The sequence below is a fragment of the Rhizobium sp. CC1099 genome, assembly GCF_029714385.1.
Classification (GTDB): domain Bacteria; phylum Pseudomonadota; class Alphaproteobacteria; order Rhizobiales; family Rhizobiaceae; genus Rhizobium.
The window spans coordinates 2,121,421-2,136,530 of record NZ_CP121641.1 but is presented as its reverse complement, the minus strand read 5'-3'; the positions used below and the strand labels follow the sequence as shown (position 1 = coordinate 2,136,530).

The 15,110-nt window shown below is 61.5% G+C and carries 18 protein-coding genes; 8 read left to right on the top strand and 10 right to left on the bottom strand.

What is annotated here, in order from left to right:
• Window positions 1-99: 99 nt before the first annotated feature.
• The 3 genes from nthA to QA644_RS11030 are packed head-to-tail and all read left to right on the top strand — an operon-like array spanning window position 100 to window position 1,749.
• Entirely contained in the window at window positions 100-735 is a 636-nt protein-coding gene (nthA, locus tag QA644_RS11040) for a nitrile hydratase subunit alpha (RefSeq protein WP_283068405.1), read from the top strand.
• A complete protein-coding gene (nthB, locus tag QA644_RS11035) occupies window positions 732-1,391 on the top strand; it encodes a nitrile hydratase subunit beta (RefSeq protein ID WP_283068403.1) in 660 nt (219 codons plus the stop codon). The genes nthA and nthB overlap by 4 nt, the downstream gene beginning before the upstream one ends.
• Entirely contained in the window at window positions 1,378-1,749 is a 372-nt protein-coding gene (locus tag QA644_RS11030) for a nitrile hydratase accessory protein (RefSeq protein WP_283068401.1), read from the top strand. Before nthB ends, QA644_RS11030 begins: the two co-directional genes overlap by 14 nt.
• Window positions 1,750-1,752: 3 nt before the next feature.
• Here the strand turns inward: QA644_RS11030 and QA644_RS11025 are convergent, their stop codons facing one another.
• The 3 genes from QA644_RS11025 to QA644_RS11015 are packed head-to-tail and all read right to left on the bottom strand — an operon-like array spanning window position 1,753 to window position 3,438.
• The gene (locus QA644_RS11025; protein ID WP_283068399.1) at window positions 1,753-2,535 is read right to left on the bottom strand and encodes an anti-sigma factor; all 783 of its coding nucleotides are present in this window, start codon (window positions 2,533-2,535) and stop codon (window positions 1,753-1,755) included.
• A complete protein-coding gene (locus QA644_RS11020) occupies window positions 2,532-3,047 on the bottom strand; it encodes an RNA polymerase sigma factor (protein WP_283068396.1) in 516 nt (171 codons plus the stop codon). Before QA644_RS11020 ends, QA644_RS11025 begins: the two co-directional genes overlap by 4 nt.
• Window positions 3,048-3,057: 10 nt before the next feature.
• On the bottom strand, window positions 3,058-3,438 hold the full coding sequence (locus QA644_RS11015; RefSeq protein ID WP_283068395.1) for a hypothetical protein: 381 nt from the start codon (window positions 3,436-3,438) through the stop codon (window positions 3,058-3,060).
• Between the two features lie 260 nt (window positions 3,439-3,698).
• Between QA644_RS11015 and QA644_RS11010 the strand changes: the two genes are divergently transcribed.
• The gene (locus QA644_RS11010) at window positions 3,699-5,297 is read left to right on the top strand and encodes an ABC-F family ATP-binding cassette domain-containing protein (protein ID WP_283072366.1); all 1,599 of its coding nucleotides are present in this window, start codon (window positions 3,699-3,701) and stop codon (window positions 5,295-5,297) included.
• Here the strand turns inward: QA644_RS11010 and QA644_RS11005 are convergent.
• Window positions 5,275-5,844, bottom strand: a complete 570-nt coding sequence (locus QA644_RS11005) for a DUF922 domain-containing protein (protein WP_283072365.1) — start codon at window positions 5,842-5,844, stop codon at window positions 5,275-5,277. The two genes, QA644_RS11010 and QA644_RS11005, sit on opposite strands and share 23 nt — an antisense overlap.
• Window positions 5,845-6,014: 170 nt before the next feature.
• On the opposite strand from QA644_RS11005, the gene QA644_RS11000 reads away from it, so the two are divergent.
• Window positions 6,015-7,142, top strand: coding sequence for an ATP-dependent RecD-like DNA helicase (locus QA644_RS11000; protein WP_283072333.1), 1,128 nt, complete (start codon window positions 6,015-6,017; stop codon window positions 7,140-7,142).
• A 34-nt stretch (window positions 7,143-7,176) separates the two neighbouring features.
• On the opposite strand, the gene QA644_RS10995 is transcribed toward QA644_RS11000, so the two are convergent.
• Window positions 7,177-7,863, bottom strand: a complete 687-nt coding sequence (locus QA644_RS10995; protein WP_074068876.1) for a MerR family transcriptional regulator — start codon at window positions 7,861-7,863, stop codon at window positions 7,177-7,179.
• Window positions 7,864-8,290: 427 nt separating this feature from the next.
• On the opposite strand from QA644_RS10995, the gene QA644_RS10990 reads away from it, so the two are divergent.
• The gene (locus tag QA644_RS10990; protein WP_283072332.1) at window positions 8,291-9,043 is read left to right on the top strand and encodes a pyridoxine 5'-phosphate synthase; all 753 of its coding nucleotides are present in this window, start codon (window positions 8,291-8,293) and stop codon (window positions 9,041-9,043) included.
• Window positions 9,044-9,374: 331 nt separating this feature from the next.
• Here QA644_RS10990 and QA644_RS10985 read toward each other — a convergent pair whose 3' ends face one another.
• Window positions 9,375-10,262, bottom strand: coding sequence for an SDR family oxidoreductase (locus QA644_RS10985; protein WP_194729986.1), 888 nt, complete (start codon window positions 10,260-10,262; stop codon window positions 9,375-9,377).
• 113 nt (window positions 10,263-10,375) lie between these two features.
• Between QA644_RS10985 and QA644_RS10980 the strand changes: the two genes are divergently transcribed.
• A complete protein-coding gene (locus QA644_RS10980; protein WP_283072364.1) occupies window positions 10,376-10,795 on the top strand; it encodes a helix-turn-helix domain-containing protein in 420 nt (139 codons plus the stop codon).
• Between the two features lie 8 nt (window positions 10,796-10,803).
• Here QA644_RS10980 and QA644_RS10975 read toward each other — a convergent pair whose 3' ends face one another.
• From QA644_RS10975 to QA644_RS10960, 4 genes are all read right to left on the bottom strand, one after another.
• The gene (locus QA644_RS10975) at window positions 10,804-12,012 is read right to left on the bottom strand and encodes an MFS transporter (protein ID WP_283072331.1); all 1,209 of its coding nucleotides are present in this window, start codon (window positions 12,010-12,012) and stop codon (window positions 10,804-10,806) included.
• Between the two features lie 82 nt (window positions 12,013-12,094).
• Window positions 12,095-12,712: a TetR/AcrR family transcriptional regulator gene (locus tag QA644_RS10970; RefSeq protein ID WP_283072330.1), complete on the bottom strand. Its 618-nt coding sequence runs from the start codon at window positions 12,710-12,712 to the stop codon at window positions 12,095-12,097.
• A 62-nt stretch (window positions 12,713-12,774) separates the two neighbouring features.
• Complete coding sequence (locus QA644_RS10965) at window positions 12,775-13,692, bottom strand: helix-turn-helix domain-containing GNAT family N-acetyltransferase (RefSeq protein ID WP_283072329.1); 918 nt, start codon at window positions 13,690-13,692, stop codon at window positions 12,775-12,777.
• A gap of 65 nt (window positions 13,693-13,757) precedes the next feature.
• A complete protein-coding gene (locus QA644_RS10960; RefSeq protein WP_283072328.1) occupies window positions 13,758-14,477 on the bottom strand; it encodes an aspartate/glutamate racemase family protein in 720 nt (239 codons plus the stop codon).
• A 157-nt stretch (window positions 14,478-14,634) separates the two neighbouring features.
• Between QA644_RS10960 and QA644_RS10955 the strand changes: the two genes are divergently transcribed.
• Window positions 14,635-15,099, top strand: a complete 465-nt coding sequence (locus QA644_RS10955; RefSeq protein WP_028739539.1) for an Lrp/AsnC family transcriptional regulator — start codon at window positions 14,635-14,637, stop codon at window positions 15,097-15,099.
• Window positions 15,100-15,110: the final 11 nt, after the last annotated feature.

The following is a 15,110-nucleotide window of genomic DNA, read 5'->3' as shown; positions in this document are numbered from 1 at the left end:
GCGCCGAGAATATCGAAAAACCGCAAGGCGCATAGATTAGCTTGGCGGGCTGCATTCAAGCGCCTAAAGATAATCATCCTATGCGCGGAGGGCCTCGTCTTGCACGATCATCCTGATCATGATCACCATCATCATCATCACGACAACCGCTATTCGGACATGCAGGCGCGGGTGAAGGCGCTGGAGACGGTGTTGACGGAGAAGGGGCTGATCGATCCGGCGGCGATCGATGCGATCGTCGAGACCTATGAGACGAAGATCGGCCCGCGCAACGGCGCCCATGTCGTGGCAAAGGCCTGGAGCGATCCGGCATTCGCCGAATGGCTGAAGAGCGATGCGACGGCGGCAATTGCGAGCCTCGGCTATACCGGGCGGCAGGGCGAGCACATGCGCGCCGTCTTCAATACGCCCAAGACCCACAACCTCGTCGTCTGCACGCTTTGCTCCTGCTATCCCTGGTCGGTGCTCGGCCTGCCGCCGGTCTGGTACAAGGCGCCGGCCTATCGCTCGCGGACGGTGATCGATCCGCGCGGCGTGCTTGCCGAATTCGGCCTGACGCTGCCCGCGGAAAAGAAAATCCGGGTCTGGGATTCGACGGCCGAGCTGCGCTATCTCGTCATCCCCGAGCGCCCCGAGGGAACGGAAGGCCTGAGCGAGCAGCAACTTGCCGGTCTCGTCAGCCGCGATGCGATGATCGGGACGGCAATTGCGTCTGCTCCGGGAGCAGCCGCATGAACGGACCGCACGATCTTGGTGGACAGATGGGGTTCGGGCCGGTCGCGCCTGAAAAGGACGAGCCGTATTTCCATGCTGAGTGGGAGAAGCGTGCGCTTGGACTGACGCTATCGTGCGGTGCCTTCGGTGCCTGGACGATCGATGAGAGCCGGCATGCGCGCGAGAATATTTTGCCAGCTGATTATCTCTCCGCAAGCTATTACGAAATATGGATGCGGGCGCTGGAAGTGCTGCTCGATCGGCACGGATTTGCAACGGCTGCGGAGATCGATGCCGGCCACAAGCAGACGGCCGGAGCAGTGCCGAAACGGGTTCTGAAGGCGGATATGGTTGCGAACGTTCTGGCGCGCGGCGGCGCTTGCGACCGTCCGGTGGAAAGGGCTGCGCGCTTTGCCGTCGGCGAGAAGGTCCGGACAAGGAATTTTAATCCGGAAACCCATACCCGGCTGCCGCGCTATGCGCGTGCCAAGAATGGCGTGGTCGAGGCGGTGCAAGGCTCCTTCGTGTTCCCGGACGACAATGCGCATGGCAAGGGCGAGAATCCACAATGGGTCTATACCGTCGTTTTCGATGGCAGGGAAATCTGGGGCGAGGGCGCCGATCCATCGCTGACGGTTTCGATCGATGCCTGGGAGAGCTACCTTGAGCCTTTGTGAAACGGCATCGCCGCTGACGCGATCGCCCCAACTGCCGAAATCCGCCGATGGCGAGCCGGTCTTTCCCGAGCCCTGGGCGGCTGCTGCTTTTGCAATGACAGTGCACCTCCACGAACGCGGTCTCTTCACATGGAGCGAGTGGGCGGAGACGCTTTCGGCCGAACTGCACAAGCCGGGCCGGGCGGTGGATGGCAGCGACTACTTCGACTGCTGGGTCGCGGCGCTATCCTCGCTCCTTGTCAACAAAGGCATCGCCGATGCCGGCGCCATCCTTTCGCTGCAGGAGAGCTGGCAGCGTGCGGCGGAAGCCACGCCGCACGGAAAGCCGATCGAGCTTTCCAACGATCCGCTGCGCTGATCGTCACGACGGGAACTGCTTGTAGCACTCCTCGGCCACCTGCCGCAGCATATCGCGCGAAATCTCGCCGGTGACGGCATAGCCGAGCTCGCCGTCGATCCAGTAGAATGTCTCGACATCGCCGGCGGAGGCGAAACGGAAGCTCGTCGTCCGGTTCGCCTTGTTGCGGCCGACCAGCGCGGTCAGGCGTTCGCCAGCCTGATTCTCGTACATGAACATCGCGCCCGGCTTTCCATCCACCGGCAGCAGCCGTCCGCCGACGAGCCGGAAGCCGAGGGGCTGTAGATCCGGCACCTTCAGGTTCGGAATAGAAAGCCGCTTGCCGAGCCAGGTCGCCAGATGCGCTTCCTCATTGGCGAAGACTTCGACAGGATGGCGGACCTCGCCTGCATAGACCAGGAAGGCGTTCTGCGCCTCTGCCGGCAGTGTCTCGGAAGCGGCAAGCTGCAGTTCGGGTTGCTGGACGAGCGGAGGGCCGTAATGACCGGCAAGGACGCCAAGCGCGAAGAGAGCGACGGCGGCTGCGGCAATGGCCGAACGTCTCGGCCAAACGGAAGCGTCATTTTCCGGATCGACCAGCAGGATGTCGTTTTCCTTGGATTTTTCGTAAGGCGCGAACGTTGAACGGATCGCAGCATTCTGCGCCTGCCATGCCGTCACCTTGGCAGCGTCCTCGGGATTGTCCTGCAGCCAAGCCTCGACACGGGCGCGGGCGTTTTCGGGTAGTTGCCCGTCGGCATAGGCGTGGAGGTCCGCTTCGGGCACGGTCGAGTTGGTCTCGTTCATTTCGGTCTCCGAAGCGTAATCACATTGTCGGCCTTCATTCGGTCTCCAAGCCGCTGACGCGCGCGCGACAGGCGCGACATGACGGTGCCGACCGGTATGTCGAGCGCGGCGGCCACCTCGCTGTAGGTATAGCCTTCGATGACAACCAGCATCAGCACGGCGCGGTTTTCCTCCGACAGGCTGTTCAGCGCGTCTTCCAGCCGCAAGCGCTCTAGCGGATCGGCGGTCGTCTCGGGTGAGGGCATGTCTTCGGCGCTGTCAAGCTCGACCATCATGCTGGGCGGGCTCTGGCGGCGGGTGTTGCGGTAGAGATTGGTCATGATAGTCAGCGCCCAGCCGCGCAGGTTCAAGCCACGCCACTGCGAACGGCGGGCAAGTACCTTCTCGACACAGTCCTGCAGCAGATCCTCGCCGTCGGCGTCGGAGCGGGTGAGGCTTCGCGAATAGCGCCGGAGCGAGGGAAGGAGGGCCAGGATCTGGCCCTCGAATGTTTCGGGTGCGGGTGTCTTCACGCCGGTCCACTCAGGGTTTGGCAAGGTCCCAGTTGCCCCCCACGCCATCGCCGGTGATATCACCCTTCTTGGTATCCTTCACCCAGAAATAGAGCGGCATGCCGTCCTTGGCCCATTGCTTTGTGCCGTCCTTGCGGTCGATGAGCGAATATGCACCATCGGCCTTCGCATCGCCAGCGGCCATCAGCGGCGGCCAGTTCTTGGCGCATCGGTCGTAGCAATTGGAAACGCCTTTCGTGTCCTTCTTGAAGGTATAGAGCGTCATGCCGTTTTCGCCGGCGAGCACCTTGCCCTTGGCGGACTCGACGGTCATGACCGGCGCTGCCGCGAATGCAGCCGTTGCCGCAGCAGATGCGACGGCGAAAGCGATCACGAATTTTAGGGATTTCATGTGGGTCTCTCCTCACGTTCGGCAGCTTTTTTGCTTACCGGAGATGAGACACCGAAAGCAGTGATTTTATTCCATGCGGTGTGAGAGATTTTTTGAACGAATGCCGCGTTTGGTGCCGTGCCGAGATTGACCCTGCTTGAACCAGATACACTCGTCACTTAAATTACCGGCCATCGTTGATCTCAACAGGATGTGTGCAGCAATGGATTTCAACCCGATCGCATCGCCAATTCGCCTTGCCACTGGGGAATTTCATGTCCATGCCTGCATTCATCACACTCTCCAATCTGTCGTGGTCCACGCCTGACGGCCGCCCGCTTTTCTCATGTCTCGATCTATGCTTCGGCGCGGACCGAACGGGTCTTGTCGGCCGCAACGGCGTTGGCAAGACCACGCTTCTCAAGCTGATCTCAGGCGAACTCCAGCCTTTGTCCGGGACGATTGCGTTAGGCGGTCGCCTGGGCGTGCTCCGCCAAAGGGTCCAGGTGGAAGCCGAAGAAACGGTTGGCGATCTCTTCGGCGTGACCGAGGCGCTCGCCGTCATTCGGCGTGCCGAGGTGGGCGAGGCGACCGCTGAAGAGCTTGCATCTGCCGACTGGATGCTGGAAGCCCGCATTGCTTCGGCTCTCGATCGCGCGGGGATCGACGCTGAGCCCGAAACGCGCCTTGTCGCACTGTCGGGTGGACAGCGCACGCGGGCAGGGCTTGCAGCGCTGATCTTCTCGGAGCCCGATTTTCTCATCCTGGACGAGCCGACCAACAATCTCGACCGCGATGGCCGCCAGGCCGTCATCGAACTCCTTGCAAACTGGCGGGCGGGGGCCATTGTCGTCAGCCATGACCGGGAATTGCTCGAAACCATGGACGCCATCGTCGAACTGACTTCGCTTGAGGCCACGCGTTACGGCGGCAACTGGAGCCAGTATCAGGAGCGCAAGGCGTTAGAATTGGCTGCCGTGCAGCATGATCTCGCCGATGCCGAGAAGCGTGTGGCCGAGGTTGCCCGAAGCGCCCAAGCAACGGCCGAACGGCAAGCTCGCAGGGATCGTATCGGCCGGAAGAAGGCTGCCAGAGGCGACATGCCGCGTATCGTCGCCGGCGGCTTGAAGGAGTGCAGCGAAGCAACAGGCGGCGATAACGCCCGGCTTGCCGAACGCCGGCGTACCCAGGCGCTCGAAGACGCAGCAGCCGCGCGCGAGAAGATCGAAATCCTGCAGCCCTTTTCGGTGACGCTTCCGCCGGCCGGACTGCCTGCCAACAAGGTCGTCCTGAAGATGGATTCGGTGACGGCGGGCTATCAGCCTGCCGAGCCGGTCCTCAGCGATCTGTCCTTCGGCATCGTTGGACCGGAGCGCATCGCCGTCACCGGCCCGAACGGTTCGGGCAAGACGACATTGCTGGCGCTTGTCACCGCGGAGTTGAAGCCCTGGACCGGGACGGTCTCGGTCATGACCAAGTTCGCAATGCTCGATCAGCAGGTGAGCCTTCTCGATCCGTCGATTTCGATCCGCGACAACTTTCTGCGGATAAACCCGCGCGCGGTTGAAAATGCCTGTCGGGCGGCGCTCGCCCGGTTCATGTTCAGGGCCGATGCGGCGCTCCGGATCGTATCGACGCTCAGCGGCGGCCAGCTGTTGCGGGCCGGTCTGGCGTGCGTTTTGGGCGGACCGGAACCGCCTTCGCTCCTGATCCTGGACGAGCCGACCAATCATCTCGACCTCGATTCGATCGCTGCGGTCGAGAGCGGATTGCGTGCCTATGACGGCGCGCTGCTGGTCATCAGTCACGACGAAGTCTTCCTGGAAGGCATTGGGATTACGCGCAGACTGGAGTTGCCTACGGGCCGTTTACCAGCTTGAGGATAAGCTGCTGGATGTTGCCGCCTTGGCCCATTTCGACCTTGTCGAAGTCGCGGCCCTGCTGGCGCTGGTAGCCGGAGAGTTCGCCGAGGCGTTTTGTCAGCACGACGCGGATCTTGCTGCAGTCCGGATCGTCGGCGGCGGTGAGGCCGAGGCTGTAGGCTTCGATCGCCTTGACCATATGCTTTATGGTTTCGCCGTGCCAGCGCTCGTGGGTCTCGACGCTAGTAATGAAGCTGTCCCAGCTTGCCTTGGTTGCAGGTGGCAGCTGTGTCGTAGGCTTAGGTAGAGTGTAAGTGATAATCAGTTTCGGCCGCGCCACAGTCAGCCTGCAGGACCTGTCCGCCTGCGGCTCGTATTTCCTGGTCCAGGTGAGCTTGAAGGTCGTGTGCGCGATGACGCGTCCGATGCCAGCCTTAGGGCCGTGTTCGCCGATCGATGCGTAGAGCTCGGCGCCGGATTTGCCAGTGATGGTATAGGGCTTGACCTGTTCGACGGCCTGCCATTCCGCGTGGGCGGCAGCAGGTATCGGCAGGGCCGCCATCATCAGGCATAATTGAATGCTTCTTCTCACGTGAATCCCTCAAGCAACGGGGCGACACTAAAGGGCGCAAAACCTGCGTTCAAGCGGCTGAAAGCAGGCAATCGCGCGGCAGCAATCTGCGGGCGCACTTTTCCACCTTGCTTCGCGGCTGCGAATCCTGCCAAGTCGCTCCCATGCAATTTGCTCCGCAACAGGACGAAGCCCTGAAGGCCGTTTCGAAATGGCTGAAGGAGGGCCGGTCGCCGCTCTTCCGTCTGTTCGGCTATGCCGGAACGGGCAAGACGACGCTCGCCAAGCATTTTGCGGAGAATGTCGATGGCGACGTGTTGTTTGCCGCCTTCACCGGCAAGGCGGCGCAGGTGTTGCGCTCGCGCGGTGCCAGCAATGCCAAGACCATCCATTCGCTGATCTATCGCCCGCGTGGGGAAGAGGCTGTCGAGGACGAGGAAACCGGCAAGACCTCGATGACGCCGATGTTCACCATCAACCGGCAGAGCCCGGTCGCCAAGGCGGCGCTGATCATCGTCGACGAATGCTCGATGGTCGACGAGGCGCTTGGAAAGGACCTGATGAGCTTCGGCACGCCGATCCTGGTGCTCGGCGATCCCGGTCAGCTGCCGCCGGTATCGGGCGGCGGCTTCTTTACCAATCAGGAGCCGGATTACCTGCTGACGGACATTCACCGCCAGGCGCGCGACAATCCGATTATCAAGCTTGCGATGCAGGTGCGCGAAGGCAACGAGATCATGTATGGCGACTACGGCACCGCCCAGGTGATCGCCAAGAACGAAGTCAACCAGGCCTTGGTGCTCGATGCAGATCAGGTGCTTGTCGGCACCAACCGCACGCGGCGGCGCTATAACCAGCGCCTGCGGGAGTTGAAGGCCTTCACGGCGGATTATCCGCAGACGGGCGACAAGCTCGTCTGCCTGCGCAACGACCCTGCCAAGGGGCTGCTCAACGGTTCGCTCTGGCAGGTAATGACGTCATCGAAGGAGACGACGAAGCCGGGCATCAACCTGCTCGTGCGGCCGGAAGACGACGACATGGATCGCGGCGCGGCCAAGATCAAGCTGCTGAAGCAGGTTTTCGAGGATGTCGAAGGCGAAATCCCGTGGAATACGCGCAAGCGCTACGACGAATTCGATTACGGCTATGCGCTCACCGTGCACAAGGCGCAGGGCTCGCAGTGGAACAATGTCGTGCTTTTCGATGAAAGCTGGGCCTTCCGCGATACGCGCGAACGCTGGCTTTACACGGCGATCACGCGCGCGGCGGAGACGCTGACGATCGTGCGGTGAAGCTGCGGAAACGGTGGCGGCCGTTGCCGGAACGTTATACCTTGACGATGCCGAGAAGCACTGCCTTGGTGATCGCCTGAAAGCGGTTGTTTGCCCGGAACTTCAGGATGATGTCAGCTTCGAGCGCCTGTGCTTCGTCATGCTTCAGGTCAAGCGCGCGGGCGATGCGCTGCGTCGAGAAGCCTTCGGCCATCAACGAGAGGCAGCGCAGTTCCTCATCCGAAAGGGCGGATTGATCCTCGTTGTCGTTCAGCGGCGGTATCTCGCTGCTGGCATCGGGGTCGAGCAGATCGCTGACCTGTTGCAGCTGACGGTGCAGCGTCGACATTTCCGCCGTCAGCTCGCGCTTGCGCACGGCGAGCGCCTCCTGGAAGATTGCCTCTGCTTCGTCCTGCGAGGAGGCACGGCGCAATTCGTCCATCAGCTCCTGAATGACCGCGATCGGCATCCCGGTCTCGCGGCAGACGTTGATGACGGCCATGCGCATCACGTCGTCCTCGCCGTAAACGCGCATCAGGCCGATACGGTTTGCCGACAGCAGTCCTTTCTCTTCGTAGAAATGCAGCGTCCTGTGCGTGACCCCGAATGCGTTCGCCATCTCGGCGATAGGCACCGGTCCCTCAGGCAAATCCGGCGGCAGTGCGGCAGATGGCAGGAACCGGTATCTGGACCGGCGCTCCGAAGACTTACCGGCGGCGGCACGTTTGGTACCGTCTGGCATGAACCCTCCTGGGGCAAAAGTTGCACCTCATGCGGTTTTGCCAGTTGCTTCGAAGGCGCTGCGGAGTGGTGTTTCCTCGAGGCGTTCTTGTCGTCGGGAAGAAGCAGTACGCGGCGTACTTACTCGATACTTATTCTCACGTTATGCGTGAACGGACATTTTTGTAAGTGCTAAAAATAATCGCTTTTAAATAGGATAGCAACGCAGCGTCCGAAAACTTATATCCAACGTAAGGTTGGCCGGATAGGGTGCCCGCGGCGGCTGAATTTCTTGCGGCGGAATGGGAAATACTCCTGCCGTAGACACTTCCGACCATGCGGGCGTCCATCACAGATTTGCATGCAGTCATATGCGAATCTCGTTGGCCTCGCCGGGCCCATTGGCATAAAAAGCAGCTCACGCTTATCGCACTGAATGGATCATCGACATGCCGACGACGCTTTCCGTCAATCTCAACGCCATCGCCATGCTGCGCAACAGGCGCGATTTGCCCTGGCCGAGCGTCGAGGCGCTGGGGCGCATCGCCTTGCAGTCGGGGGCCAGCGGGCTGACCGTCCATCCGCGGCCGGACCAGCGGCACATCCGCTTCTCTGACCTGCCGGTGATCCGCAATCTGATCGACGACGAGTTTCCGGAGGCCGAGTTCAATATCGAGGGCTATCCGACGCAGGAATTCCTCGATCTCTGTAGAGGTGCCGCACCCGAGCAGGTGACCCTCGTGCCCGATGATCCATCGCAGGCGACCTCTGACCACGGCTGGGATTTCCGCAAGCACCAGGCTTTTCTCACGGATGTCGTCGCAAAACTGAAGAAGATGGGCACCCGGGTTTCGCTGTTTGCCGACGGCGACGGTGATGCCGAGGCGGTGAAGATCGCCAAGGCGACGGGAGCGGACCGGATCGAGCTTTATACCGGTCCTTATGGCGGCTGCTACGATGCGCCGGAGCGGGCAGGCCCCATTCTCGAAGCGCTCGGCAAGACGGCGGACGCAGCACTCGCAATCGACCTCGGCGTCAATGCCGGCCACGACCTGACCGTCGCCAACCTGCCGCCGCTTGTGAAGCGCATCCCGAGGCTTGCGGAAGTTTCGATCGGTCACGGCCTGACCGCGGATGCACTGGAATACGGCATGGCGGAAACTGTGCGGCGGTTCTGCCGTGCGTGCGGGCAGAAGATATGAGGGACAGTGCTTCTTCTTTCGAAGGACGAGGGGCGCGCAATGAGGTGCAGAGGGTCTCGACGTCTCATCTTTCTCATCTCTGTCCTCGAATTAAACCCGAGGATTGTCACAGAGATCCAGCTACGACGCGTCTTCGCCGTGAATGACTCATTTACCTTGAAGGGAGTCTCCTGCGCCACGCTGGATTCCTGTGAAAGCACATGAAAGAGAAAAGGGAGGGAAGGCCAAGACAGCGGCGCCCTGTTTGCCGCTCCCTTGCCTGCGATTGAAGCGCCAGGAGATGCCCGCCTTGCCCTCCCCATCAACTCTTGATGAGGCAGCAATCGACGCTTTACGTCAGCAGAGCCGCCTTGTTTGCAACGAAGAAGTCCTCGAGCTTCTGCGTCTGCTTGCCGGTCAGCGCCCTGAAGTCGTCTGTGAGGAGGTCGAAGTTGCCGGCGCGAATGTTGGCGTCGGCTGAGACCAGCATGTCGGCGACAAAATCGGGAAGGCCTGCGCCGCGCATGCCCTGGCCGAGCTGCTCGTCGCTGACCTTGACGGCCTGCAAAGGCTTTCCGACAGCAGCGGCGATGCCGGCGGCGATCTCGTCGGCGGTCAGCGATTGGCTGCCCGTCAGCGTGTAGGTCGCGCTCTCGCCCGTTCCGGAGGCGAGGGCGGCGGCAATTGCCAATGCGCAGTCTTCGCGGGAGATATTGGAAACCTTGCCGTCGCCGCTTGCCGTGTACCAGCTGCCGGACTGCAGGTTATGCGGCATGCCGTGTAGATAGTTGTCGAAATACCACGCGTTGCGGATGATCGTGTAGGGAATGCCGGCAGCCTTGATGGCGTTCTCGGTGCCGAGGTGGTCCGGCGCGAAAGTGACGAGCGACTTGTCCGGCGAGGGCATCGAGGTATAGGCGATGTGCTTCACGCCGGCTTTTGCCGCAGCCTCCACGGCGGCCTTGTGCTGCGTCAGGCGCTGGCCGGGGACGGCGAGCGCGTCGGTGCTGATGATCAGCAGGCGATCGACGCCCCTGAAAGCGGCTTCGAGGCTTGCCGCATCGTCGAAATCGGCCTTGCGGGTGGCCACGCCCTTGGCGGCGAGCGATGCGAGTTTCGCCGGGTCGCGGGTGGCGGCGATGATGCTTCGGGCCTGAACGTTGTAGGTTTCGAGCAGGTGATGAATGACGCGCCGGCCAAGCTGGCCGGCCGCGCCGGTGACGAGAATCGTTTCGCTCATAAGGTCTTCCTCTATGGTGGTCTCAAAAAGAGAGCAGCTCTAAAATAGGAATTGACTTCGAGCTGTAAAGAAGGCAGTTTTTCCGCTCTACGTTACCAAAAGGGAACCGTCCCATTATGAGCGCTGTCCTCATTCTGAAGAGCAAGCCCGCCCCCGGCATCCGCCGGGAGATCGATCTGGGGAGTCTCGATTTCAGCAATTGTCCTGTCCGGGACATGATGCAGCAGATCGGCGGCAAGTGGTCGACGCTGCTTTTGGAAGCGCTTGCCGCGCGGCCATACCGCTTCGGCGAGCTGCGGCGGAAGATACCGGATATCTCGCAGAGGATGCTGACGCAGACGCTGCGCGACCTGCAGCGCGAAGGCTATATCGAGCGGGAGGTGTTCCCGACGAAGCCGCCAAGCGTCGAATACCGGGTCACCGAACTCGGACGCTCGCTTTACGCCACGCTGGCGCTGCTTTTGAACTGGGCGGAAGCAAATCATGACGCCGTTCGCGACGCCCGCGCCCGCTTCGATACCGCTGAAGGTTGAGGCGCGGCTTACTTGCCGCGCCCCTCGGTGAGGAAGAGCAGGAAGGCGAAAGCCGGAAAACAGAAGCCGATCCAGGCTGTCATCGTCCATCCACCTGCCGCATAGGCCCAGCCGCCGAGCGCGGAGCCGAGAGCGCCGCCGGCAAAGAAGGTCGCCATGTAGAGACCGTTCAGACGGCTGCGATGGTCGGCGCTGATCGCATAGATCGCGCGCTGGCCGCAGACCAGATTGGTCGTCACGCCGAAATCCAGAAGGATCGCTGCTGCCGTCAAAAGGATGAGCGCGGTCAGCGAGCCGTCGGCTGCGAAATGGCTGATGACGAAGGACACCATGCCGAGCAGCATGGCAAAGGCCGAAGCGATCTGCGTCAGCCCACGATCGGCCAGGCGTCCGGCAATCGGCGAGGCGACGGCACCGGCAGCGCCGGCAAGCGCGAAGAGCGCGATACCGTTCTGGGTCAGGCCGAAAGCCGGGCTTGCAAGCAAAAGCGGCGTCGTCGTCCAGAACAGGCTGAAGGCACCGAACATTCCGGCCTGATAGAGCGCGCGGCGCTGCAGGATGCGGGAGGTCACCGCAAGGTGCAGCATCGAGGCAAGCAGTGCACCGTAGCCGAGCTTCGTGTGCGGGGCGCGAACCGGCAGATTTGCGCGCAGGATGAGGACCAGCCCGACCATGACGACCGCGGTGATGTAGTAGACCATGTGCCACGACGAGGCTTCGGCGATGAAGCTTGCAAAGGGGCGGGCCAGCATGATGCCGCAGAGAAGGCCGCTCATGACGTTGCCGACGACACGGCCGCGCATCGCATCCGGCGCCATATGGGCGGCGAAAGGCACCAGAACCTGCACCGCGACCGAAGAGAGGCCGATACAGAGCGAGGCCAGCAGGAACAGGGCGGGCGTTGAGGAGAGTGCTGCGCCGACGAGCGCGACTGCCGATACTAGGATCAGCATCAGCACGAGGCGGCGGTTCTCGAGCAGGTCGCCGAGCGGCACGATGAGGAGCAGGCCGAGACCGTAGCCGATCTGCGTCAGCGTCACGATCAGGCCCGTGGCTGCCGGCGTGAAGCCGAGATCGGCACTGATCGGGCCGGCCAGTGGCTGGCCGTAATAGAGATTGGCGGCGACGAGGCCGCAGGCGGCCGCGAAAAGGAATGTCATCAAAGGCGAGATCGCCCGGGGTATAGCGGTCTCGTTCGTTGCAGTTGAAATGCTCATGAAAAGCTCCGGTATGCTGATCTGGGGGAGGATCGGTCTTGAAGTCGTTCTGCGCCACCCGCTTGTTGCGGGCGAAGCGCTGTCAGTCGATAAGTTTTATGGCGGCGTCCGCCACGGCGGTCATGTCGTCCTCTCGGCGGCCGGTCTTGCCGGCGACGCGCATGCCCTTCGTCAGGCACAGCAGGGCGCGGGCAGCCGTTACAGCGTCCAGCGTTTTTGGGATCGAGCCGTCGGACTGGCCGAGCCGGATGAGGTTCAGCAGCAAGTCCTCGTTGGCGGCAAAAGCAGCGGCGACGCGTTCCGCGACCTCCTCGTCGAAGATCGCAAGCTCGTTGGCGCTACCGACGACGAGGCAGCCGCGACGGCCGATGACGCCATGCGATGACGCAGCGTAAAAGCGCAGGATTTCACGGATTTTGTCGCGGCCGGTCTCGACCCTGTCCAGGCGCTCATCAAGCAGGCCGCGGCGCACGGCGCGGTACCGGTCAAAGGCGGCAAGAAAGATGCCGCGCTTGTCTTTGAAGGCCTTGTAGACGCTTCCGGAGGTAAGCTCCATCGCGTCCGTCAATTCGCTGATCGAGGCTGCGTGGTAGCCGCGCTCGGAAAAGACGCAGAGCGCCTTGTCGAGCGCTGCGTCCATGTCGAATTCGCGCGGCCTGCCGCGGGATCGGATTTTGTCATCGAGGGTTGCCGTCGTCATGGCTCACCTAATTAGGAAATGATCGTTTCCAAATCAAGCGAAACTTTTGCGACACGACAAAATCAGAGGTCGAGAACCCAGGTCTGGCCGTTTTCCTCTGGCCCGAACATGCGGTGTCTCTCTTCGGAGACAAGACGGAAACCGGCTTTGACATAGATGCTGCGTGCCGCGTGCAGAACGTCGTTGGTCCAGAGCGATATCTGGCGGTAACCTTTCGCCCGCGCGAAGCGAATGCACTCGTCGACCAGCGTCTTGCCGAGACCAAGCCCGCGCGCGGCCTCGTCGACATAGAGAAGGCGGAGCTTGGCAACGCCGTCGCCGCCGTTCCTCACAAGAATAGACCCGACGTTGATGCCATTGCGCTCGGCGATCCAGCAATATTCCATCGCCGGATCGAAGGTCGCCAGGAACTTGCCGGCGACCTCGGCCACCAGGCCTTCGAAGCGCATGTCCCAGCCATATTCCTCGGCATAGGCCTTGCCCTGGCTCTGCACGATCCAGCCGATATCGCCGGGTCTATGTGCGCGGATGACCGCGGGGGACGGTTTGACGCCCGGGTCGAGCAGCGAGCGGATGGTCTGCATCGCGTTTAAGACGCTTTGCGACTCGCCAAGGGCAAGCGCATCGAAACGTTCGGCGATCTGCACATTCGAGCGGCGGCCGAGTTCCTGCAATTGCTCCTCTCCCTTGCCGGTGACCGTGATGATCTGGCTGCGCAGGTCGGCGGGATCGGCCTTCGTCTCGATGAGACCGTCGCTGCGGAAGCGCTTCAGAATGCGGCTGAGATAGGCGGGATCGAGATGCAGGTCGCGGACGAGCGCGACGGCGGTGATTCCGTCGTGCGAGCCGATCTCGAACAGCACCCGTGCGTCCGTCAAGGTGAACGGCGAGTCGAGATAGGCCTTGTTCAGCACGCCGAGGAAGTTGGTGTAGAAGCGATTGAAGTCGCGGGCGGCATCGATAAGGGAGGAATCGGGCATGGACAAAATCTCCTGATAGGAGACTTTGTCCTGCAATTGATTGACTCAGTCAAGTAAACTGCATGTTATGCAGCTTCTGTTTCATCGCTCCGCTCCTTGCCGATTGAAAAATCGACGGCCGCCCTTGCATGGATCGCCGTGGTGTCGAAGCCGGGCAGAGGCAGCCTGCCGGGGTCCAGGATGAGGCAGATCTCGGTGCAGCCTAGAATGATGCTGTCGGCGCCTTTGGCGCGTTCGCGTTCGATGATTTCCATCAGCTTCGTCCGCGAACTGTCGAGCACCTTTCCGGCGCAAAGTTCGTTGAAGATGATGTCGTGAACGATGGTGCGGTCGGCTGCATCCGGGACCGTCACGTTGACGCCCAGGCCATTCATGCGGTCCGCGTAAAAGCCATGCTCCATCGTGTAGCGGGTTGCGAGCAGCAGCGGACGCTTGCGGCCGGCTGCCTTGAGCGACTTCGCCGTCTCGTCGATGATATGGATCAGCGGAACCGAGAGGCGCGATGCCACCTGATCGGCGATCAGGTGCATGGTATTGGTGCAGATGAGAACGCAGCGGACGCCGGCGGTCTGCAGGCGAAGCGCTGCATTGCCGAGGCGTGCTGCAGCGCCGTCCCAGTCGCCGGCCTTCTGCATGGCGACGATCTCTTCGAAATTGACGGAATGCATGACGAGTTCGGCCGATGCGAGACCGCCAAGGCGTTCGCGCACCATCTCGTTCACCAGACGATAATAGACCGCCGAGCTTTCAAAGCTCATGCCGCCGATCAGGCCAATTGTCTGCATTTCCACGCTCCTGCTTTTTGATTTCTGACGCGTAAAGCATGCCTCAGTCGCTGCGCCGAATGTTTGCATTCTTTGACGTTGATTGCAGTAACGAACTATCAGTTTGCGTAAGATTTCTGTAATGTGCAAAAACTCAGCGTCAATTAAAGAGATGGCAATGCTTGATGATCGCGATAGAAAGATTCTCGACCTTCTCCAGGCCGATGCCGGCATTTCCGTAAGCGATCTTGCCGAGCGCGTCGCGCTTTCGGTTTCGGCCTGTTCACGCCGCATCCAGCGCCTTGAGGAAAGCGGCCACATCGCCCGACGCATCGTCGTGCTCGACCGCGAAAAGATGGGCGTGCCGACCACCGTCTTTGCGCTGATCAAGACGGCGCATCATTCCGACGAATGGATTGAGACGTTCCGCAGGGCGATCAGCGGCATTCCGGAGATCGTCGAGGCCCATCGGCTGACGGGCAATCAGGATTACATCCTGAAGATCGTGCTGCCGCGCGTCGAACATTACGACGTCATCTACAAGCAGATCGTCCGCAAGATCGAGCTGTTCGACGTCTCGGCTTCGATTTCCATGGAGATATTGAAAAGCGGCAGCGCGATCCCGGTCGGCTATGCCGATTAAGATCGCACGGC

Coding starts and splice junctions, on each gene's coding strand:
- nthB (WP_283068403.1), top strand. CDS start 732: ATGAACGGACCGCACGATCTTGGTGGACAGATGGGGTTCGGGCCGGTC.
- QA644_RS11025 (WP_283068399.1), bottom strand. CDS start 2,535: ATGAACGAGACCAACTCGACCGTGCCCGAAGCGGACCTCCACGCCTAT.
- QA644_RS11015 (WP_283068395.1), bottom strand. CDS start 3,438: ATGAAATCCCTAAAATTCGTGATCGCTTTCGCCGTCGCATCTGCTGCG.
- QA644_RS11010 (WP_283072366.1), top strand. CDS start 3,699: ATGCCTGCATTCATCACACTCTCCAATCTGTCGTGGTCCACGCCTGAC.
- QA644_RS11005 (WP_283072365.1), bottom strand. CDS start 5,844: ATGATGGCGGCCCTGCCGATACCTGCTGCCGCCCACGCGGAATGGCAG.
- QA644_RS11000 (WP_283072333.1), top strand. CDS start 6,015: ATGCAATTTGCTCCGCAACAGGACGAAGCCCTGAAGGCCGTTTCGAAA.
- QA644_RS10995 (WP_074068876.1), bottom strand. CDS start 7,863: ATGCCAGACGGTACCAAACGTGCCGCCGCCGGTAAGTCTTCGGAGCGC.
- QA644_RS10990 (WP_283072332.1), top strand. CDS start 8,291: ATGCCGACGACGCTTTCCGTCAATCTCAACGCCATCGCCATGCTGCGC.
- QA644_RS10985 (WP_194729986.1), bottom strand. CDS start 10,262: ATGAGCGAAACGATTCTCGTCACCGGCGCGGCCGGCCAGCTTGGCCGG.
- QA644_RS10975 (WP_283072331.1), bottom strand. CDS start 12,012: ATGAGCATTTCAACTGCAACGAACGAGACCGCTATACCCCGGGCGATC.
- QA644_RS10970 (WP_283072330.1), bottom strand. CDS start 12,712: ATGACGACGGCAACCCTCGATGACAAAATCCGATCCCGCGGCAGGCCG.
- QA644_RS10965 (WP_283072329.1), bottom strand. CDS start 13,692: ATGCCCGATTCCTCCCTTATCGATGCCGCCCGCGACTTCAATCGCTTC.
- QA644_RS10960 (WP_283072328.1), bottom strand. CDS start 14,477: ATGCAGACAATTGGCCTGATCGGCGGCATGAGCTTTGAAAGCTCGGCG.
- QA644_RS10955 (WP_028739539.1), top strand. CDS start 14,635: ATGCTTGATGATCGCGATAGAAAGATTCTCGACCTTCTCCAGGCCGAT.